Source organism: Nocardioides zeicaulis (genome assembly GCF_042432345.1).
Taxonomy (GTDB): Bacteria; Actinomycetota; Actinomycetes; order Propionibacteriales; family Nocardioidaceae; genus Nocardioides; species Nocardioides zeicaulis.
On sequence record NZ_JBHLXH010000003.1, the window covers coordinates 110237 to 129962 of the forward strand.

The window sequence follows — 19726 nt, forward strand, 5'->3', positions numbered from 1 at the left end:
GTCAGGCGTCCTTCCGGTCGGACATCAGGTCGCAGAAGCGGTCGAAGAGGTACGCCGCGTCGTGCGGGCCGGCCGCGGCCTCCGGGTGGTACTGGACGGAGAAGCTCACCAGCGCCCCGTCGGCGTCGCGGAGCTCGAGCCCCTCGACGACGTCGTCGTTGAGGCACACGTGGCTGACCGTCGCCTCGCCGAACTCGGTGGTCGTCGAGCCCTCCAGCGGCGCGTCGACCGCGAAGCCGTGGTTGTGGGCGGTGACCTCCACCTTGGAGGTGGTGCGGTCCATCACCGGCTGGTTGATGCCGCGGTGGCCGTACTTCAGCTTGTAGGTGCCGAAGCCGAGCGCGCGACCGAAGAGCTGGTTGCCGAAGCAGATCCCGAAGTAGGGGACGCCGGCGCGCAGGGCGTCCTGCAGCAGCTCCACCTGGCCGGTCGTCGCGGCCGGGTCGCCGGGACCGTTGGAGAAGAACAGCCCGTCGGCGCCCGTCTCGCGGACGTCGTCGAGGCTGGCGGTCGCGGGCAGCACGTGCACCTCGATGCCGCGCTCGCTCATCATCCGCGGGGTGTTGGCCTTGATGCCGAGGTCGACGGCCGCGACGGTGAACCGCTTCTCGCCGACCGCCGGGACGACGTAGGCCTCGGTCGTGGTGACCGCCTCGCTCAGGTTGGCCCCGGCCATCTCGCCGGACTCGCGCACCCGCCCCAGCAGGCGCTCGGCGTCGGTCTCGGTGGTGGAGATGCCCACCCGCATCGCGCCGCGCTCGCGCAGGTGACGGGTCAGGGCGCGGGTGTCGACGCCGCTGATCCCGACCACGCCCTGCTCGCGCAGCGCGTCGTCCAGGGTGCGGGTGCTGCGCCAGCTGCTCGGCACGCGTGCGGGGTCGCGCACGACGTAGCCGGCGACCCAGATGCGCGAGGACTCGGGGTCCTCGTCGTTCATCCCGGTGTTGCCGACGTGCGGGGCGGTCATCACGACGACCTGCCGGTGGTAGCTGGGGTCGGTCAGCGTCTCCTGGTAGCCGGACATGCCGGTGGAGAACACCGCCTCGCCGAAGGTCTCACCCTCGGCGCCGAAGGACTCGCCGCGGAACGCGCGACCGTCCTCGAGGACCAGCAGCGCCGGTCGGGGGCCAGATCGGGTCTGGGCGTGGGCAGGCAGAGCCATGCCGTACCTCCTTCTCCGCCTCACGGGACGGATCGTTAAAGGATGTTCGAGCCGACGGCGACACTACCAGCGCAGCAGCCCGTGCCCGGCATCGCATGACGCCTGTCGAGACGCGTCGCGGACGCTCACGCCCAGCTCGTGCGCGACACCTCGTACGCCGTCGCCGGGCCGCCGTCGTGGCTGGGCACCAGGTTGCGCATCACGAGCTGCGGCACGCCGTCGGCGACCTCGAGCTCGACCTCCCAGCGCCAGCCGTCGCCGTACTCGTAGCCGACGACGGCGCCCACGGGCGTGGCGTGGCCCCGGAGCGCCACCACGTCGGGCTGGTGCCAGGTGTCGACCCAGCCGGCCGTCACGTCGCCGCCGGCGTCCGCCACGCCGAGCAGCAGCGTTCCGGTCTGCTCGCCGTCGTCGGGGTGGGTCCAGGTGTAGGTCACGGTGAGCGCGCGCCCGCCGGCCGCGACCTCGACCGTGCCGGTCGACGGGCCGGACGCCGGGTCGTCGGAGGGCATCAGGCGGAAGGTCGCGGTGCCGGCACGCTCACCGGGGACGACGTCGTAGGGGGTGGCCACCCGCCGACCCTACGACCGCTCACGACCACGGCGCGAGGGCCAGCTCCGGGCCCTCCCAGCGTCGGCGCAGCCACCGGTCGTGCGAGGCCAGCACGACGCCGCCGGGCGACGTGGCCAGGGCCTCCTCGAGCTCGCCGGCGAGGGCCAGCGAGACGTGGTTGGTCGGCTCGTCGAGCAGCAGCAGGTCGGGCGCGGCCGCGATCGCGACGGCGAGCAGCAGCCGGCGCCGCTGGCCCACCGACAGGCTCCGCACGGCCGTGCGGTGGTCGCGCGGGTGGAGCAGGCCGAGGTCACGCAGGGGCGGCGCCCCGGGCAGGTCGCGCACCGCGTCGTCGTACGTCGCCAGCGCGGAGCGCGTCGGGTCGGCCACCTCGGGGTCCTGGGTCAGCTCGCGCACGGTGCGCGCGGTGACGTCGACCGAGCCCGAGGTCGGGGCCAGCCGGCCCGAGAGCACGCCGAGCAGTGTCGACTTCCCGGCGCCGTTCGCCGCGGTGACCAGGAGGTGCTCCCCCGCCGCGAGGTCGAGCCGGTCGACGCGGAGCCGGCTCTCCACCACCACGTCGCGGGCCTGCACGAGCCGGCCCGCCGCCGTTCCCGTGAGGTCGCCCCGGAAGCGCAGGGGCACCGGCGGCCTGCGCACCTGCTCGCGCTCGGCGACGTCCAAGCGGCGCTGCGCGTCCTTCTTGCGCCGCGACAGCGTCTGCTCGACGCGCGCACCCTTGAACCCGTAGATGTACTTGTCCCCGTCGGTCGGCCCCCGGTCGTGGGCGATCGCGCCCGTGCCGATCCTCGTCGCCGCGCGGAGCCGGGCGATCTCCTCCTGCTGCGCCTCGTACGTCTCCTGCCAGCGCCTTCGCGCGTCGCTGCGGGCGGCCTCGTACGCGCTCCAACCTCCGCCGAACCGTCGCCCGCCGCTGCCGTCCGTGCCGAGCTCGCCGGCATCGAGGTCCACGAGGTCGGTGCACACGTCGTCGAGCAGCACCCGGTCGTGGCTGGCCAGCAGCACGACGCCGGGCAGGTCGCGCAGGAAGCCGGTGAGCACCTCGATCGCGTCGTCGTCGAGGTGGTTGGTCGGCTCGTCCAGCAGCAGGCAGCCGGGTCGGGTGGTCATGATCGTGGCGAGCGCGAGCCGGGTGCGCTGGCCGCCGGACAGCGTCCGGACCCGTCGCCCTTGGTCGAGGTGGTCGAGGCCCAGGCGCGCGGCCGCGACGGTGGCGCGACGGTCGGCGTCCCAGGCGTCGTGGACGACCGCGAGCTCGAGCGCCCGCTCGTACGCCGCGGCGCCCTCCGCGCTGTCGAGGTGGGCGGCGAGGCGCTCGACGTCGGCGACCGCCTGGCGCAGCGGCGCGAGCGTGAGGGCGAGCACCTCGGCGACCGTCGCCTCGTCGCGGAACGGCGGCTCCTGGCCCAGGAGCACGAGGTCGGTGGGCGCGACGATGCTGCCGGAGGTGCGGGCCCGGCCCGGCAGTCGTCCGGCGACGGCGCGCAGGAGGGTGGACTTGCCGGCGCCGTTCTCGCCGACCAGGCCGATCCGCCGGCCCGGCTGGGCGACCAGGTCGATCCCGGTGAGGACGGTGCGGTCGGGATAGCTGACCGAGAGACCGGTGACGACGAGCGGCGCGAGGACGGCGCCGCCTGCGGGGGACGAGGGAGGGACGGATGACATGCGGGAGCCTGACGGTCGCAAGGGGTGACTCGCCGGGCACGGGCGCGCGTGGGCGCCGCCGCGGACGCGAGTCGGGTCAGTCCTGGATCCACATGGTGCAGGGAGCCTAGCCACCGCGGGCCGGACCGTGCCACCGAATTGCCGTCGCGACGTTTGGCGCGGCGCCCACGGGGCAGCACCTCGACCATGAAGTCCTCGCACCCCGTCCTGTCCCGCACCGTCCTCTCCCGCGCCGCGCTCGCCGCCGCGGTGGCCGTCGCACCCGTCCTCCTGAGCGGCCCGGCCCACGCGGCTGTGGTCATCGACTGCGCCGGTGGAGCCGTCACCGTGGACCAGAGCATCGAGGACGTCACCCTCACCGGCACGTGCACGGACGTCGTCGTCTCCGGCAGCAACACGGTCGTGACGATGCCGGCTGCCACCAGCCTGACGGTCACGGGCGCGAACACCGACGTCACCGCGTCTGGCGCGCTGGGCACCGTCGTCGTGTCGGGCGGCAACAGCAGCGTCACCGCGCCCGAGACGGGCGACCTCACGCTGTCGGAGGGCAACGCCTCGGCACGGGTGGCCGGCACCGTCGGGCGCGTGCAGCTGCTCCAGGGCAACACCCGGCTCGTCGCAGGCCGCACCGGCGCGGTCCTGGTCCGCACAGCCAACGCGACCCTGCGCGCCGACCGCTCGACCGAGGTCGTGGTGCGTGGCGCCAACAACACCGTCCGGCTCGTCAAGCTGCCCTCGCTGAAGGTCGTCGGCCCCAACAACCGGGTCACCGTGACGAAGGGGAAGACCGAGGTCAGCGTCCGCGGGGCCAACAACGTCGTCCGGGTCAACCGCAAGGCCTGAACCGCAGGGCCTGAGCCTGAGGGCCCGCACCCGCAGGGCCGAACGGCCCACGGGTGCGGGCGTCCTCCACCGGGCTGGCACGCTGGGGGCATGCGCGTCGTCGACCTCGACCAGGCCGTCCGAGCGGTGCGGGAGCACTGCGGGTCCCTTGCTTCGCCGCGGGTCGTCACCAGCGGCAACTTCGCCTCTCCCGTCACCCTCCTCGGCCCGCTGCTCGCCGAGCTTCCCGCGGCGCGGCTGCACGCCCTCAACGCCCAGCCCGACCTGCCGCTGCACGAGGGCGTCGTGCCCGAGACGTGCTTCGTCGGCCCCGGCTTCCGGCGGCACCCGCGGCTGTCCTACGTGCCGTGCCGGCTCTCGATGGTGCCCCGGCTCTTCCACGGGCCGCTGGCGCCGGACGTCGTGGTCGTCCACACCACGCTGGCCCGCAACGGCAAGGTGTCGCTCGGCCTCGAGGTCAACGTCCTGCCGGCCGCCGTGGAGGCGGCGCGTGCCCGCGGGGCGCTGGTGGTCGCGCAGCTCAATCCGCGCATGCCGTGGACCTTCGGCGACGCCGAACTCGCCATCGACGAGGTCGACCTCGGCGTGGAGGTCGACGCGCCGATGGCAGCGCACGTCGCGGCCACCCCCGGCGACGACGCCCGGCTGATCGGTTCGCGCGTCGCCGCCGAGATCGGCGACGGCGCGACGCTGCAGGCCGGGATCGGAGAGGTCCCCGACGCGACCGTCGCAGGCGTGCTCGAACGACGGGGGCTGCGCGTGTGGACGGAGATGTTCAGCGACGGCGTGCTGACGCTGGAGAAGGCCGGCGCGCTCGACCGCGGCACCCCGGTGCGCACGTCATTCGTCTTCGGCAGCCACGAGCTCTACGACTGGGTCGACGACAACCCGCGCGTGCGGATGCTGCGCACGGAGACGACCAACGCGCCCGCCGAGATCGCCCAGCAGCCCGCGATGACGTCGATCAACACCGCGCTGCAGGTCGACCTGTTCGACCAGGCCAACGCCTCGCGGATCGGGGCCCGGATCCACAGCGGCTTCGGCGGGCAGACCGACTTCACGGTCGGTGCCAGCCACTCGCCCGGTGGTCGCGCGTTCATGGCGCTGCGCAGCTGGCACCCGAAGGCCGACGTGTCGACCATCGTCCCGCTCGTGGACGAACCGGTGACGTCGTTCCAGCACGGAGCGGTCGTCACCGAGCAGGGCGTGGCGTGGATGTGGGGCCGTGACGAGCGTGAGCAGGCCCGCAACCTCATCGAGCACGCGGCGCACCCGGCGGTGCGCGACGACCTGTGGGAGGAGGCGCGGGGGCTGGGCCTGGCCTGAGGCCCCTCCTGCCCTCCCGTGCCCTCCCCTGAACTCCCTGCCAGTTCGGGTCAGGCGACGAAGACGCAGAACACGTGACCGGCGGGGCTGGCGTAGGCGCGCAGCGGCTCGTCCGGGTCGTCGGTGCGGTCCAGGCGCAGCTCGCCGCCCAGGTCCAGCACCCTCTCGTGGGCCGCGTCGAGCGCCTCACGGGTCGTGACCGTCGTGTCGAGGTGGGAGACCGCGGGCTCCCCCGGCTCGGGCCAGCGGCTCGGCTCGAGCCGCTCGACCTCCTGGACCGCCAGCAGCCGGCTCCCGTCGTGGCGCACCAGCACCAGCCAGTCGGCGTCGTCGGGACCGTCCGCGGGCACCTCGTCGCCCTCGCGGTAGGCCAGGTCGAGCAGCCGTCGCCAGAACTCCGCCTCGCCCCGTACGTCGACCGCGTCGAGGACCGTGTGCAGCAGCTGCGGGACGTCGCTCATTCCCCGACCCTACGAGGTGTGAGGATCAGGGCATGGTCCCGTGGATCCAGCTGTTCCTCGACACCCCGTCCGACCACGTCGAGGACGCCGTGCGCTTCTGGTCGGAGGTGACCGGCTGGCGCCCGTCCGAGCGGCGCGGGGAGGACGGGCAGTTCCTGACGCTGCTGCCCGAGCAGGGCCCGGCGTGGGTGAAGGTGCAGGCCGTCGACGGGCCGGGCGGCGTCCACCTCGACCTCGACTCCGACGACAGGGCCGCAGCCGCGGCCCGTGCGGCCTCCCTCGGGGCGACACCCGCGTGGACGTACCACGACGTGGAGGTCGTCCGCTCCCCCGGCGGCCTGCTCCTGTGCCACACGCTCGTCGACGGGCGCCCCACGCTGGCGCGCGACGGCGCGACGATCCTCGACCAGGTCTGCATCGACGTCCCGCAGGCGCACTGGGACACCGAGGTCGCGTTCTGGGTTGCGCTCACCGGCCGGACGCCCGAGGTGGGCGCGCTGCCGGAGTTCGTGCGCCTCGTCGAGCCCGGCAAGCCCCGGATCCTGCTCCAGCGCACCGGCGACACGGACGGCCCGGTCCGCGCCCACCCCGACCTCGCGACCGCCGACCGTGCCGGCGACACCCAGCGGCACGTCGAGCTCGGCGCCGAGCTGAGGGGCGTCCACGACTTCTGGACCGTGCTCGTCGCCCCCGGCGGCCAGGTCTACTGCCTCACCGACCGCGACCCCGCGACCGGCGGCCGCGGGTGATGTGACCCGGCTCCCGGCGAGCCACTCCCGGCCTGCGCCCGCGACGCCCCTTATCCCGCGCCCTTGACGCTCTCGACCTCGGGTTCCCCCGGCTCACCGGGGGAATTCGTGGTTCTCGCGGCTTGCAAACCTCGAGAACAACGGGACTCGCGCGAGAAGTTCGGCCCCTAGACTCACCGACCCCGCGACCCGCAACGCGCCCGGCCCGCACCCATCTCGCTCTCGACCTCGGGTTCCCCCGGCTCACCGGGGGAATGCGTGGTTCTCGCGGCTTGCAAATCTCGAGAACCACGGGACTCGCGCGAGAAGTCCGGCCCCGGAGACTCACTGTCCCGGCGACCCGCGACACGCCCGGGGCTCCACCTTGAGTCTCTGAGCGACTCACTGCCCAGCACAGCTCACGACACACCCGGGATGCACCGGTGAGTCTCTCGGAGACTCACCGTCCAGCCGGGGTCAGGCGAGGGCGCCGTCGCGGACCGTGACCCGACCCCCGAAGACCGTGTGGACGACGTGGGAGGTGACGGTACGACCGTGCCAGGGGTTGTTCCGCGAGAGCGAGGCCGAGGCGTCGCGGTCGACGGTCACCGAAGCGTCCGGGTCGACCAGTACGAGGTGGGCGGGCGAGCCCGGCTCCAGCGCGCGCCCCTGGTCGGCGAGCCCTGCGATCCGGGCCGGCGCGACCGACATCACCCGCGCGAGGTCGGCCCACGAGAGGTCGGGCATCGCGGTGCGGACGACCCCGAGCGCCGTCTCGAGGCCCAGCATCCCGAAGGCGGCGTCGACGAACGCGTGCTCCTTGTCGTGGCGGGCGTGCGGCGCATGGTCGGTGGCCACCGCGTCGATGGTGCCGTCGGCCAGCGCGGCTCGGAGCGCGTCGACGTCCTCCTGCGGGCGCAGGGGCGGGTTGACCTTGTAGGTCGGGTCGTAACCGGTGAGCAGGTCTGTGGTCAGGAGCAGGTGGTGCGGGGTCACCTCGGCCGTGACGGACCAGTGCCCGTCACGCTCCGCCTGCGCCTTGGCCCACCGCAGCACCTCGACGGACCCCGCGGTCGAGACGTGGGCGACGTGCACGCGCGAGCCGGTGTGCCGCGCCAGCATCACGTCGCGGGCGACGATGACCTCCTCGGCGATGCCCGGCCAGCCGGGCAGGCCCAGCCGGCCGGAGACCTCGCCCTCGTGGCAGCACGCGGTCGGGCCGGCGAGGTCGGGGTCCTGGGAGTGCTGGGAGACGACGCCGCCGAACGCCTTGACGTACTCGAGCGCACGGCGCATCACCCGGGCGTCGTGGACGCACTTCCCGTCGTCGGAGAAGACGCTCACGCCCGCCCGGGAGCGGTGCATGAGCCCGAGCTCGGCGAGCTCCTCGCCCGCGAGCCCGCGCGTGACCGCGCCGACCGGCTGGACGTGGACGAGACCGGCCTCCCGGCCCAGCTCCCAGACCCGGGTCGCGGCCTCCGCGGTGTCGGTGACCGGCGAGGTGTTGGCCATGGCCAGGACGGCGGTGTAGCCGCCGAGCGCGGCGGCGCGCGAGCCGGAGAGGACGGTCTCCGCGTCCTCGCGGCCGGGCTCGCGCAGGTGGGTGTGGAGGTCGACGAGACCCGGCAGGGCGACCAGCCCGTCGGCGTCGATCGTCTCGGCGCCGGCGGGTGCGGAGTCGACCAGGACCCCGGCGTCGTCGACGAACAGGTCGGCGGTGCGCTCGCCGAGCAGCGAGGCCCCCGTGATCACCAGCGCCATCAGGCAGTCCCTCCTCGGGTGTCACCTGCGAGCAGGTGGTAGAGCACGGCCATCCGGATCGCGAGCCCGCTGGAGACCTGCTCCAGCACGGCCGACTGCGCCGCGTCGGCGGCGTCGGCGGCGATCTCGAGGCCACGGTTCATCGGGCCGGGGTGGCAGATCGGCACGTCGGGGCCGAGCACGCCGAGCCGGTCGCGGGTCAGGCCGTAGCCGACGGTGTACTCGCGGGCGCTGGGGAAGAACCCGCCCGACATCCGTTCGCGCTGGACCCGCAGCATCATCACCGCGTCGGCCGTCGGCAGGACCTCGTCGAGGTCGTACGACGTCTCGAAGCCCGCCGCCGCCGACCACGCCGCGATGCCGCTGGGCATCAGGGTCGGCGGAGCGACCACCGTGACCTGCGCGCCGAGGCGCGTGAGGCACTGGACGTTGGAGCGGAAGACCCGGCTGTGGGTGAGGTCGCCGACGATCACGACGTGGCGTCCCTCGAGCGAGCCGAGGCGGCGCTGCAGCGTGTACGCGTCGAGCAGCGCCTGCGTCGGGTGCTCGTGGGTGCCGTCGCCGGCGTTGACGACCGCGGCGTCGACCCACTGGCTGACCTGCAGCGCGGCGCCGCTGGCCTGGTGGCGGATCACCAGCCCGTCGACGCCCATGGCGCACACGGTCAGCACGGTGTCGCGCAGGCTCTCGCCCTTCGACGTGCTCGAGCCCTTGGCGCTGATGTTGATCACGTCGGCGGAGAGCCACTTGCCCGCGATCTCGAACGACGAGCGCGTGCGGGTGGAGTCCTCGAAGAACAGGTTGACCACGGTGCGCCCGCGGAGCGCGGGCAGCTTCTTGACCTCTCGCGACTGCACGTCGTGCATGTCGGCGGCGGTCGCGAACAGCGTGGTGATGTCGTCGACGGAGAGGTCGTCGACCGAGAGCAGGTGCCTCACGAGATCGTCACCTCGTCGGTGCCGTCGACCTCGGCGAGCCGGACGCTGACGCGCTCGGCCAGGGCGCTCGGCAGGTTCTTGCCGACGTGGTCGGCGCGGATCGGCAGCTCCCGGTGGCCCCGGTCGACCAGGACGGCGAGGCGTACGGCGGCCGGGCGCCCGAGGTCGGCCAGTGCGTCGAGGGCGGCGCGGATCGTGCGGCCGGAGAACAGCACGTCGTCGACCAGGACGACGACCTTGCCGTCGATGCCGCCGGGCGGCAGCGCCGTCTTGTGCGCGCGGCGGGTGGGCTGCGAGCGCAGGTCGTCGCGGTACATCGTCACGTCGAGCTCACCGACCGCGACGGGCGCGCCCTCGACGGCGGCGATCTTCTCGGCCACCCGCCGCGCCAGCGGCACGCCGCGGGTGTGCAGCCCGAGCAGGACCAGGTCGGTCGCGCCCTTGTTGCGCTCGAGCAGCTCGTGGGAGATGCGGGTGAGGGCCCGGGAGATGTCACGGGCGTCGAGGACGGTGCGGTCCGTCCGGGTGGACTCGTGTCCGGGTGGGGCGTCGGGTGCAGGCATCTGCGCGCCGGACCTCCTTCTCCGCCTCACGGGACGGCTCGTTAAAGGATGTCGATCGTCGATGACCCTAGCAGCGACGGCGGTGGGAGTAGCGTGGCCAGTGGCCGGTACCTTCCGGCCACGCAGGTCAGGAACTCAACATGGGCATCGGCTACGCCACCGCATACCGCACCGGGATCACCCCCTGGGAGAAGGCGGGCCGCACCGGGCTCCCCGTCCTCGAACGCCTCCTCGAGCGCGAGGAGGTCGCCCGCCCCGACAAGATCCGCCGGGCCATCGACCTCGGCTGCGGCCGCGGGGCGCACACCAAGCTCCTGCTCGACCGGAAGTGGGACGCGATCGGCGTCGACGACGTGCGCCAGGCCGTCGACACCGCCGTGCGCCGCAACGGCGTCGACGACGCCCGCTTCGTCATCGGCGACGTCCGCCACCTGGTCCACTCCGGCGTCGGTTCGCACTTCGACCTGTTCCTCGACGTCGGCTGCTTCCAGGGCCTCGACGACCCGGGACGCACGCTGATGGCCCGCGGCATCACCGAGCTCGCCGAGCCGGACGCCACGGTGCTGCTGCACTCCGCGGGTCCCCGCTCGTGGCTGCGCGGAGGACGCGGCGCCGAGCGGGGTGACGTGCAGCGGGCCTTCCGCGGCTGGACGGTCGACGAGGAGCCCGACGCGGCCGGCGCCGAAGGGTCGGGCACCTGGTTCCGGCTGACCCGACGCTGACCGTGGCGTCGTGCGCCTCAGCGCTCGACGATCGCGACCACGCCCTGCCCACCGGCGGCGCAGATCGAGATCAGTGCGCGGCCGGACCCCCGCTGGGCCAGCAGCTTGGCCGCCACCGGCAGGATCCGCCCGCCGGTCGCAGCGAACGGGTGCGCCGCCGCGAGCGACGAACCCGTGACGTTGAGCTTGTCGCGGTCGATAGACCCGAGCGGGGCGTCGAGGCCGAGCCGCTGCTGGCAGAACACCGGGTCCTCCCACGCCGCGAGCGTGGAGAGCACCTGCGAGGCGAACGCCTCGTGGATCTCGTAGTAGTCGAAGTCCTGCAGGGTCAGCCCGTTGCGCGCCAGCATCCGCGGGACGGCGTACGCCGGGGCCATCAGCAGGCCCTCGTGGCCGTTGACGTAGTCGACCGCCGCCGTCTCCGCGTCGACGAGGTGCGCCAGGACGGGCAGTCCCCGCTCCTCAGCCCACTCGTCGGAGGACAGCAGGACCGCCGAGGCGCCGTCGGACAACGGCGTGCTGTTGCCGGCGGTCATCGTCGCCGCCGTGCCCTTGCCGAAGACCGGCTTGAGGGTGGCGAGCTTCTCGACGGTCGAGTCCGGGCGCAGGTTGTTGTCGCGCTCGACGCCGCGGAAGGGGGTGATCAGGTCGTCCTGGAAGCCCTCGTCGTAGGAGCGGGCGAGGTTGTGGTGCGAGCGCGCCGCCAGCTCGTCCTGCGCCTCCCGGGTGATCCGCCACTCGAGCGCCGTCAGCGCCGCGTGCTCGCCCATCGACATGCGGGTGCGCGGCTCGCCGTTCTGCGGGATGTCGAGGCCGATGTCGCCGGGCCGGATCGCGCCGAGCGCCTTGAGCCGGCTGGCGGTGTCCTTCGCCGAGCTGACCTTCATCAGCTTGCGCCGCAGCTTGTCGCTGATCGCGACGGGAGCATCGGAGGTGGTGTCCGTGCCGCCCGCGACGCCGGCGTCGATGACGCCGAGGGCGATCTTGTTGGCCACCTGGACGGCGGCCTGGAGCCCGGTGCCGCACGCCTGCTGGATGTCGGTCGCCGGCGTCTCGGGCGCGAGCCGCGAGCCCAGCACCGACTCGCGCGTCAGGTTGAAGTCGCGCGAGTGCTTGAGCACCGCACCGGCCACGACCTCGCCGAGGCGCTCGCCGCGCAGGTCGAACCGGTCCACCAGGCCGTCGATCGCCGCGGTCAGCATCTCCTGGTTGGACACGTCGGCGTAGACGGTGTTGGAGCGGGCGAACGGGATCCTGTTGCCGCCGACGACGGCGACGGGGCGGGTGGTGGGCTGCATGTTCCTATCCTTGCCGGTGAGGGCGTGGCCGCCAACGGGGTGAGGGCCACGTCACGAAATCTGGACGACTGGTTTGACACTGAGTTACACAGAGCCCACCCCGTCACCGCCCGCCCCACCTTGCGAACAGGAGTCCCGCCCCATGAGCGACCGCTACCAGGGCTTCGCGTCCTCCCCGATCGGCCGGCTGGTCGTGAAGAACCTCGGGCTGCCGAACCCCACCGCCCTCGAGCGGTGGCACGACGGCGCCCCGCTGGTCGACGGCCTCGTGGTCCTCGGCGGCGACGGCCGCCTCGCCGGCTCGCTCTGCAGCGTGCTCGACGGCCTCGGCGTCGCCTCGGCCACCACGCTCGACGACGGCGCCCGCGCGAAGGCGCTGGTCTTCGACGCCACCGGCATCACCGACACCGCCGGGCTCGTGGCGCTGCAGGAGTTCTTCACCCCGCTCATGCGTCGCCTGGAGTCCTGCCCCCGCGTCGTCGTGCTGGGCACGCCGCCCGAGCAGCGCACCGGCTCCGAGCGGATCGCCCAGCGCGCGCTCGAGGGCTTCACCCGGTCGCTCGGCAAGGAGGTCGGCCGCGGCGGCACCGTCCAGCTGGTCTACGTCGCCCCGGCCGCCGACGGCGCCATCGCCTCGACGCTCGCGTTCCTGCTCTCGCCGAAGTCGGCGTACGTCTCGGGCCAGGTCGTGCGCATCGGGGCGCACGGTGGCGCCACCACCGACACGGTCGACGACTGGTCCCGTCCCCTGGCCGGCAGGGTCGCGCTGGTCACCGGTGCCAGCCGCGGCATCGGCGAGGAGATCGCCCGCGTCCTGCACCGCGACGGCGTGACCGTCGTCGGCGTCGACGTCCCCCAGGCCGCCAGCGAGCTGCAGACCCTCATGGCCGAGCTCGACGGCGACCACCTCGTCCTCGACATCACCGCGCCCGACGCGCCCCAGCGCATCGCCCACCACCTGCGCGAGCACCACGGCGGGGTCGACGTCGTGGTGCACAACGCCGGCATCACCCGCGACAAGAAGCTCGCCAACATGGCCGAGGACCGCTGGCGCAGCGTGGTCGCGGTCAACCTCACCGCGCCCGAGCTGATCACCCGTGAGCTCCTCGACGCCGGCGTGGTCAACGCGGGCGGCCGCATCGTCGGCGTCGCCTCGATCGCCGGCATCGCGGGCAACGTCGGCCAGACCAACTACGCGACGTCGAAGGCGGGGGTGATCGGGCTCGTCGAGAGCCTGCGCGACGAGCTGACCGACGGCATCACCGTCAACGCGGTCGCGCCCGGCTTCATCATCACCCAGATGACGGCCGCCGTGCCGTTCGCGACCCGCGAGGTCGGCCAGCGCCTCAACGCGATGGCGCAGGGCGGCCTGCCGGTCGACGTCGCCGAGACCATCGCCTGGTTCGCCAGCCCCGGGTCCGGCGCGGTCAACGGCAACGTCGTGCGGGTCTGCGGCCAGATGATGCTGGGCGCCTGATGCCCGGCCCCCGCACCCTCGCCGCCGACCCCGGCAGCGTGACGACGCTCCTGCGCGCCGCCCTGCCGGCCGTGCCCGGCCTCAACCTGCTGCCCGGCGTCCGCAAGGCGCCCGCCGAGGGCTTCGGCGGGCTGACCTGGGACCGCCCCGGCGCGGTGGTCGAGCGAGCCCACGTGGAGCAGTACGCCGCCGTCTGCGGGTTCCCGCGCCGCGACGTCGTGCCGGTCACCTACCCGCACATGCTGGCGTTCCCGCTGCACATGGCGGTCATGTCCGACCCCGCCTTCCCCTGGGCCGCGCTCGGGATGGTGCACGTCGAGAACACGATCACCGCCCACCGCGACGTCGCCGTCGGCGAGCGGCTCGACGTCCGGGTCTCCGTCGGGGCCGCGCGCCCGCACGACAAGGGTGTCCTGCTCGACTTCGACACGACCGTCCGCGCCGCGGGCGAGCCGGTCTGGGAGTCCCGGTCGACCTACCTGCGCCGGGGCAGCACCGTGGACGGCGTCCCGGCGCCGGGCCTGGTCATCCCCCACCAGCCCACGGGCGGCACGCAGTGGCGGCTGCCGGCCGACCTCGGCCGCACGTACGCCGGCGTCTCGGGCGACGCGAACCCGATCCACCTGTACCCGCTCACCGCCCGCGCCCTGGGCTTCCGGCGCCAGATCGCCCACGGCATGTGGACGCTGGCACGCTCGGTGGCCGCGATCGAGAACCGGCTGCCGGAGGCGGTCACCGTCGAGGCGGTGTTCCGCAAGCCGGTCTTCCTGCCCAGCACGGTGGCCTACGCCGCCCGCCGCGACGACGACACGTGGACCTTCGCGCTGACCAACCCGCAGGACGACTCACCGCACCTGGTCGGCCGGGCGGTCCCGGCCGGCGCAGCCGGGGCAGCCGGGTCGGCCGGCGGGGCCTGACCTCAGGCCTGCTCGCGGCGCTCGCGGAGCCGGATCAGGCCTTCCTGCGCCACCGTCGCGACCAGCTCGCCCGACTGGGAGAACACCCGCGCCAGCGCGAGGCCGCGCGCGCCGCCGGCGAACGGGGAGAACTGGTCGTAGAGCCACCACTCGTCGGCGCGGAACGGCCGGTGGAACCAGATGGTGTGGTCGAGCGAGGCCGGCTGGAGCCGGGGTGAGGCGATGTCGATGCCGTGGGGCACCAGCGCCGCGCCGAGCAGCGTGAGGTCGCTGGCGTAGGTGAACGCGGCCGCCTGCACGGTCGGGTCGTCGGCCAGCGTGCCGTCGACGCGGATCCACAGCCGCGCCTGCGCGGGGTGGTCGGGGTCGTCGGGCAGGCCCATGCCGGTGACGCCCACGTGGCGCACGTCGAGCGCCGACCACTCGCGCTCCCAGTGCTCGACGGCCCCGGCGCCGCGACGGCGTACGAGCTCGACGAGCGGCATGCCCTGCTCGGGCGGCACCACGTCGGGCATCCGGTCCTGGTGCTCGAGGCCCGGCTCGGGGATCTGGAAGTTGGCGGTCATGTAGTAGATCGGGCGGCCGTGCTGACGCGCCGAGACGCGGCGGGTGGCGAAGGAGCGGCCGTCGCGGATCCGCTCGACGTCGTAGACGATCGGCACCGCGGGGTCGCCCGGACGCAGGAAGTAGGAGTGCAGCGAGTGCAGGACGAACTCGCCCTCCACGCTGCGGGTGGCGGCGACCACGGCCTGGGCGGCCACCTGCCCGCCGAAGACGCGCTGGCGCTCGGTGCGCGCCTGCCCGCCCCGGAAGAGGTCGACCTCGAGCTGCTCGAGCTCGAGCAGGCCCACGAGCTCCTCGGCGCTGCCGGCCATCAGCGGTCCTCCCAGCCCGTGCCGTCGGCGTCGTCGTCGCCCTTGCCCGAGTCGTCGAGCTCGGCGAGGAACGCCTCGAAGGCGCTGCCGATCTCCTCGCCGGTGGGCAGCGGGCCGTCGCCGGCGAGCAGCGAGCTGCCGGCGGCCTCGGCCTCGCGGAAGGAGTCGTACTGCTGCTCCAGGCCGCGCACCACGTCGCCGACCTCGTCGTGGGAGGCGAGGTAGCGGTCGACCTCGGTCTCGGTGATCTCGGCGGCCTCGCGGACCTCGCCGAGGTCGATCGTCAGCCGGCCGCCGATCTCGAGGTGCTCCAGCAGCACCAGGGCGGCCTGGGGGTACTCCATCTGCGCGAGGTAGTGCGGGATGTGGGCGACGTAGCCGAGCGCGTCGAGGCGCCACTCCCCCAGCCGCAGCTCGAGCAGCGCCTGAGCGCTGGCCGGCACCCGCAGCTCGCCCTGCCAGGGGCTCTCGCCCGGGACGAGCTCGGGACGGTTGGCGTGCGGCGTGATGGCGATCGGGCGGGTGTGCGGCACGGCCATCGGGACCGCACCCAGGCTCACCGTGCGGGACACGCCGAAGTGCTCCACGACCTCGCGCACCGCGCGGGCGAAGGCCTCCCAGCGGATGTCGGGCTCCGGGCCGGTGAGCAGCAGGAACGGGGTGCCGCCGGTGTCGCGCAGCGCCCGCACCACCAGGCGCGGCGCCTCGTAGTCGGCGTAGTGGTCGCGCACGAAGGTCATCGGCGGGCGGCGCGCGCGGTAGTCGTGGAGGGCGTCGACGTCGAAGGTGGCCACCACCTTGCCGTCGCCCTGCCCACGGCCGAGGCCCGCCAGGTGCGCGGCGGCGAGCTCGGCGGCCTTGCCCGCGTCGAGGAACCCGGTGAGCACGCAGACCATGGTGAGGTCGCCCGCCTCTGCGAGGACCTCTGCGTCGTCCACGATGTGCACGAGTCGTTCGACCATGGGTGGAGCCTAGTGACCCGCGCTCCGTGACCCGACACACACCCGCGCATCTGGGCAGGCATTGTTACTCAGGGGTAACGTGATCGCACCCTGTCCCACCCATGAGCCCAGGAGCAGCCAGTGCCCCGTCCCCAGCGTGAGGTCGTCTTCGTCGACGGCGTGCGCACCCCGTTCGGCAAGGCCAAGGGCCAGTACGCCGAGACGCGCGCCGACGACCTCGTCATCAAGTGCATCCGCGAGCTGATGCGCCGCAACCCGTCCCTGCCGCCCGAGAGGGTCGACGAGGTGGCGCTCGCCGCGACCACCCAGATCGGCGACCAGGGCCTGACGATCGGCCGTACGGCCGCGCTCCTGTCGGAGCTTCCGCAGAGCGTCCCGGGCTACTCGATCGACCGCATGTGCGCGGGCGCGATGACCGCGGTCACCAACACCGCGTCCGGCATCGCCTTCGGCGCCTACGACGTCGCGATCGCCGGCGGCGTGGAGCACATGGGCCGCCACCCGATGGGTGAGGGCGTCGACCCCAACCCGCGCATCCTGTCCGAGCGCATCGTCAACCCCGACGCGCTGGTGATGGGCAAGACCGCGGAGAACCTCCACGACCGCTACCCCACGATCACCAAGCAGCGCGTGGACGCGTACGCCGTGCGCAGCCAGCAGAAGACCAAGGCCGCCTACGACGCCGGCAAGATCCAGCCCGACCTCGTCCCGGTGGCGACCCGCTCGGCCGAGGCCGGCTGGGGCCTGGCCACCCTCGACGAGCCGATGCGCCCCGAGACGACGATGGAGTCGCTCGCCGGGCTCAAGACGCCGTTCCGCTCGCACGGCAAGGTGACCGCGGGCAACGCCGCGGGCATCAACGACGGCGCGACCGCTGCGCTGCTGGCCGACGAGGAGACGGCGCGCGAGCTCGGCCTGCCGGTCAAGATGCGCCTGGTGACCTACGCCTTCGTCGGCGTCGAGCCCGAGGTGATGGGCGCCGGCCCGATCCCGGCCACCGAGAAGGCCCTGCGCCTGGCCGGCCTCACCATCGACGACATCGACGCCTTCGAGGTCAACGAGGCGTTCGCCGTGCAGGTGCTGGCGTTCCTCGAGCACTACGGCATCGCCGACGACGACGCCCGCGTGAACCCCTACGGCGGCGCGATCGCCATGGGCCACCCGCTGGCCTCCTCCGGCGTGCGGCTGATGAACCAGCTCGCCCGTCAGTTCGAGGAGCGTCCCGAGGTCCGCTACGGCCTCACCACCATGTGCATCGGCATCGGCATGGGCGGCACCGTGATCTGGGAGAACCCGCACTGGACTGGAGACAACGCATGAGCACCACCGACAACGCCGCACTCCTCGAGCGCGCGCGGGCGATCGTCTCCGACGCCGAGCGCGTGACGCAGGCGCACCTGCGCAAGGTCGCCCTGCCCGGTGTGACCTTCGGCCTCATCACCCTCGACAACGGCGAGGACCACACCAAGCCCAACACGTTCGGCCCGGCCTCGCTGCTCGCGCTGGACACGGCGATCGACGAGGCGCTGGCCGACGACACGGTCGACGCGATCGCCGTCACCGGCAAGCCGTTCATCCTCGCCGCGGGCGCCGACCTCACCTCGATCCAGGGCGGCGGCCCCGACGCCGTGCGCACCGTGGCCGAGCTCGGCCACGCGGTGTTCCGCAAGCTCCAGGACGGCGGCAAGACGTCGTTCGGCTTCATCAACGGCCTCGCCCTCGGCGGCGGCCTCGAGGTCGCGCTGCACTGCCACTACCGCACGATCATGGACTCCGCGCCGGCCGTCGGCCTGCCCGAGGTCATGCTCGGCCTGGTGCCCGGATGGGGCGGCGCCTACCTCGTGCCGAACCTCGTCGGGGCCGACAAGGCGGTCACGCTGATCCTCGAGAACCCGCTCAACCAGGGCAAGACCCTGGGCGGGCAGGCCGCCTTCGAGATGGGGCTGGCCGACGCCGTCTTCAACGGTGCCGACCACCTCGAGCAGTCGCTGCTGTGGGCGGCCTCGGTCGTCCGCGGTGAGACCACCGTCGAGCGGCCCGAGGTCGACCGTGGCGAGGCCTGGGACGACGCGATCGAGCGCGCGAAGGGCATCGTCGCCAGCAAGACCGGTGGCGCCTCCCCCGCGGCCGCCAAGGCCGTCGAGCTCATCGCCGCGGCCCGCGACACCGACCGCGACGCCGGCTTCGCGGCCGAGGACGACGCCCTCGAGGCGATGTCGAGGACCCCCGAGCTGCTCGCCTCGCTCTACGCCTTCGACCTGGTGCAGAAGCGGGCCAAGCGCCCCGCCGGCGCGCCCGACAGGTCGCTCGCGCGCCCGGTCACCAAGGTCGGCATCGTCGGCGCGGGCCTCATGGCCAGCCAGCTGGCGCTGCTGTTCGTACGCCGCCTCGAGGTGCCGGTCGTGCTGACCGACCTCGACCAGGAGCGGGCCGACAAGGGCGTGGCCTACGTCCACGCCGAGATCGACAAGCTGCTCGCCAAGGGCCGGATCAACCAGGACAAGGCCAACCGCCACAAGGCGCTGGTCTCGGGCGAGACCGACAAGCAGGTCGCCTTCGGCGACGCCGACTTCGTGATCGAGGCCGTGTTCGAGGAGATGTCGGTGAAGAAGACCGTCTTCGCCGACGTGGAGAAGGTCGTCAGCGCGGAGTGCGTGCTCGCGACCAACACCTCGTCGCTGTCGATCACCGAGATGGCCGCCGACCTCGAGCACCCCGAGCGGGTCGTCGGCTTCCACTTCTTCAACCCGGTCGCGGTCATGCCGCTGCTGGAGATCGTCAAGGGCGACGCCACCGACGACGCCACGCTGGCCACGGCGTTCGCCACCGGCAAGGCGCTGAAGAAGACGACCATCCTGGTCAAGGACAGCCCCTCCTTCATCGTGAACCGGCTGCTCGGCCGCTTCATGAGCGAGGTCGGCCGCATCGTCGACGAGGGCACGCCGCTGCAGGTCGCCGACGGCGCCTTCGCCGGCGTCGCCCCGATGCCGCCGTTCTTCCTGCTGTCGCTGGTGGGCCCGGCCATCGCGTTGCACAACAACGAGACGCTCGAGGGCGCGTTCCCCGACCGCTTCTACGTCTCCCCCGCCCTCCAGCGCGTCGTCGAGGCGAGGAAGTCGTCCTACTACCTGCCCGACTTCTCCATCGACCCCGAGGTCGAGGCGCTGCTGGAGAAGCCGGAGCAGCCGGTCGTGCTCACCGCCGAGGAGGTCCGCGCGCGCACGCTCGCCGGACTGGCCGAGGAGGCGCGCCTGATGCTCGACGAGGGGGTCGTCGCCGCCCCGCAGGACATCGACCTGGCGATGATCACCGGCGCCGGGTTCTCGTTCTGGAACGGCGGGCTGACGTTCATGCTCGACGTCGCCGGCATCTCGGAGAAGGCGACCGGCCAGCGCTTCCACTGACCGCGAGTCGGCGCGAGCGTCCCGCGGAGGGCCGTCGAGTCGGCGCGAACG

At 73.3% G+C, this 19726-nt stretch carries 18 protein-coding genes; 8 read left to right on the top strand and 10 right to left on the bottom strand.

Features of this window, described 5'->3' with window-relative positions:
- Position 1: 1 nt before the first annotated feature.
- From carA to ACFFJG_RS19510, 3 genes are all read right to left on the bottom strand, one after another.
- Positions 2–1162, bottom strand: a complete 1161-nt coding sequence (gene carA, locus ACFFJG_RS19500; protein ID WP_378520462.1) for a glutamine-hydrolyzing carbamoyl-phosphate synthase small subunit — start codon at positions 1160–1162, stop codon at positions 2–4.
- 125 nt (positions 1163–1287) lie between these two features.
- Positions 1288–1734, bottom strand: coding sequence for a hypothetical protein (locus ACFFJG_RS19505; RefSeq protein WP_378520463.1), 447 nt, complete (start codon positions 1732–1734; stop codon positions 1288–1290).
- Positions 1735–1753: 19 nt separating this feature from the next.
- Positions 1754–3400, bottom strand: coding sequence for an ABC-F family ATP-binding cassette domain-containing protein (locus ACFFJG_RS19510; RefSeq protein WP_378520464.1), 1647 nt, complete (start codon positions 3398–3400; stop codon positions 1754–1756).
- 186 nt (positions 3401–3586) lie between these two features.
- Between ACFFJG_RS19510 and ACFFJG_RS19515 the strand changes: the two genes are divergently transcribed.
- Together ACFFJG_RS19515 and ACFFJG_RS19520 are read left to right on the top strand one after the other, a co-directional pair.
- Positions 3587–4243 (top strand): DUF3060 domain-containing protein, encoded by a 657-nt coding sequence (locus ACFFJG_RS19515; protein ID WP_378520465.1) that lies wholly within the window; start codon positions 3587–3589, stop codon positions 4241–4243.
- A 90-nt stretch (positions 4244–4333) separates the two neighbouring features.
- Positions 4334–5569 carry an acetyl-CoA hydrolase/transferase family protein gene (locus tag ACFFJG_RS19520; protein ID WP_378520466.1) on the top strand — a complete coding sequence of 412 codons (1236 nt, stop codon included), beginning with the start codon at positions 4334–4336 and terminating at the stop codon, positions 5567–5569.
- 50 nt (positions 5570–5619) lie between these two features.
- Here ACFFJG_RS19520 and ACFFJG_RS19525 read toward each other — a convergent pair whose 3' ends face one another.
- The gene (locus tag ACFFJG_RS19525; protein ID WP_378520467.1) at positions 5620–6030 is read right to left on the bottom strand and encodes a VOC family protein; all 411 of its coding nucleotides are present in this window, start codon (positions 6028–6030) and stop codon (positions 5620–5622) included.
- Positions 6031–6062: 32 nt separating this feature from the next.
- On the opposite strand from ACFFJG_RS19525, the gene ACFFJG_RS19530 reads away from it, so the two are divergent.
- Positions 6063–6779 carry a VOC family protein gene (locus ACFFJG_RS19530; RefSeq protein WP_378520468.1) on the top strand — a complete coding sequence of 239 codons (717 nt, stop codon included), beginning with the start codon at positions 6063–6065 and terminating at the stop codon, positions 6777–6779.
- A gap of 456 nt (positions 6780–7235) precedes the next feature.
- Here ACFFJG_RS19530 and ACFFJG_RS19535 read toward each other — a convergent pair whose 3' ends face one another.
- Genes ACFFJG_RS19535 through pyrR form a run of 3 tightly spaced genes read right to left on the bottom strand, consistent with a single transcriptional unit; the run spans position 7236 to position 10020 of the window.
- Positions 7236–8519 carry a dihydroorotase gene (locus tag ACFFJG_RS19535; protein WP_378520469.1) on the bottom strand — a complete coding sequence of 428 codons (1284 nt, stop codon included), beginning with the start codon at positions 8517–8519 and terminating at the stop codon, positions 7236–7238.
- Positions 8519–9457, bottom strand: a complete 939-nt coding sequence (locus ACFFJG_RS19540; protein ID WP_378520470.1) for an aspartate carbamoyltransferase catalytic subunit — start codon at positions 9455–9457, stop codon at positions 8519–8521. The genes ACFFJG_RS19535 and ACFFJG_RS19540 overlap by 1 nt, the downstream gene beginning before the upstream one ends.
- Positions 9454–10020 carry a bifunctional pyr operon transcriptional regulator/uracil phosphoribosyltransferase PyrR gene (gene pyrR / locus ACFFJG_RS19545; protein WP_378520471.1) on the bottom strand — a complete coding sequence of 189 codons (567 nt, stop codon included), beginning with the start codon at positions 10018–10020 and terminating at the stop codon, positions 9454–9456. Before pyrR ends, ACFFJG_RS19540 begins: the two co-directional genes overlap by 4 nt.
- Before the next feature lie 140 nt (positions 10021–10160).
- Between pyrR and ACFFJG_RS19550 the strand changes: the two genes are divergently transcribed.
- Positions 10161–10742, top strand: a complete 582-nt coding sequence (locus tag ACFFJG_RS19550; RefSeq protein WP_378520472.1) for a class I SAM-dependent methyltransferase — start codon at positions 10161–10163, stop codon at positions 10740–10742.
- A gap of 17 nt (positions 10743–10759) precedes the next feature.
- On the opposite strand, the gene ACFFJG_RS19555 is transcribed toward ACFFJG_RS19550, so the two are convergent.
- The gene (locus tag ACFFJG_RS19555) at positions 10760–12040 is read right to left on the bottom strand and encodes an acetyl-CoA C-acetyltransferase (protein WP_378520473.1); all 1281 of its coding nucleotides are present in this window, start codon (positions 12038–12040) and stop codon (positions 10760–10762) included.
- Positions 12041–12182: 142 nt separating this feature from the next.
- On the opposite strand from ACFFJG_RS19555, the gene ACFFJG_RS19560 reads away from it, so the two are divergent.
- Positions 12183–13517, top strand: a complete 1335-nt coding sequence (locus ACFFJG_RS19560) for a 3-oxoacyl-ACP reductase (protein WP_378520474.1) — start codon at positions 12183–12185, stop codon at positions 13515–13517.
- Positions 13517–14434: a MaoC/PaaZ C-terminal domain-containing protein gene (locus ACFFJG_RS19565; protein ID WP_378520475.1), complete on the top strand. Its 918-nt coding sequence runs from the start codon at positions 13517–13519 to the stop codon at positions 14432–14434. The genes ACFFJG_RS19560 and ACFFJG_RS19565 overlap by 1 nt, the downstream gene beginning before the upstream one ends.
- Positions 14435–14436: 2 nt before the next feature.
- Here the strand turns inward: ACFFJG_RS19565 and ACFFJG_RS19570 are convergent, their stop codons facing one another.
- Positions 14437–15309 (bottom strand): acyl-CoA thioesterase, encoded by an 873-nt coding sequence (locus ACFFJG_RS19570; RefSeq protein ID WP_378520476.1) that lies wholly within the window; start codon positions 15307–15309, stop codon positions 14437–14439.
- Positions 15309–16271, bottom strand: coding sequence for a PAC2 family protein (locus ACFFJG_RS19575; protein WP_378520477.1), 963 nt, complete (start codon positions 16269–16271; stop codon positions 15309–15311). The genes ACFFJG_RS19570 and ACFFJG_RS19575 overlap by 1 nt, the downstream gene beginning before the upstream one ends.
- Positions 16272–16391: 120 nt before the next feature.
- Between ACFFJG_RS19575 and ACFFJG_RS19580 the strand changes: the two genes are divergently transcribed.
- Together ACFFJG_RS19580 and ACFFJG_RS19585 are read left to right on the top strand one after the other, a co-directional pair.
- Positions 16392–17591 (top strand): thiolase family protein, encoded by a 1200-nt coding sequence (locus ACFFJG_RS19580; RefSeq protein WP_378520478.1) that lies wholly within the window; start codon positions 16392–16394, stop codon positions 17589–17591.
- Positions 17588–19675, top strand: a complete 2088-nt coding sequence (locus ACFFJG_RS19585; protein WP_378520479.1) for a 3-hydroxyacyl-CoA dehydrogenase NAD-binding domain-containing protein — start codon at positions 17588–17590, stop codon at positions 19673–19675. Before ACFFJG_RS19580 ends, ACFFJG_RS19585 begins: the two co-directional genes overlap by 4 nt.
- The last annotated feature ends 51 nt before the right edge of the window (positions 19676–19726 follow it).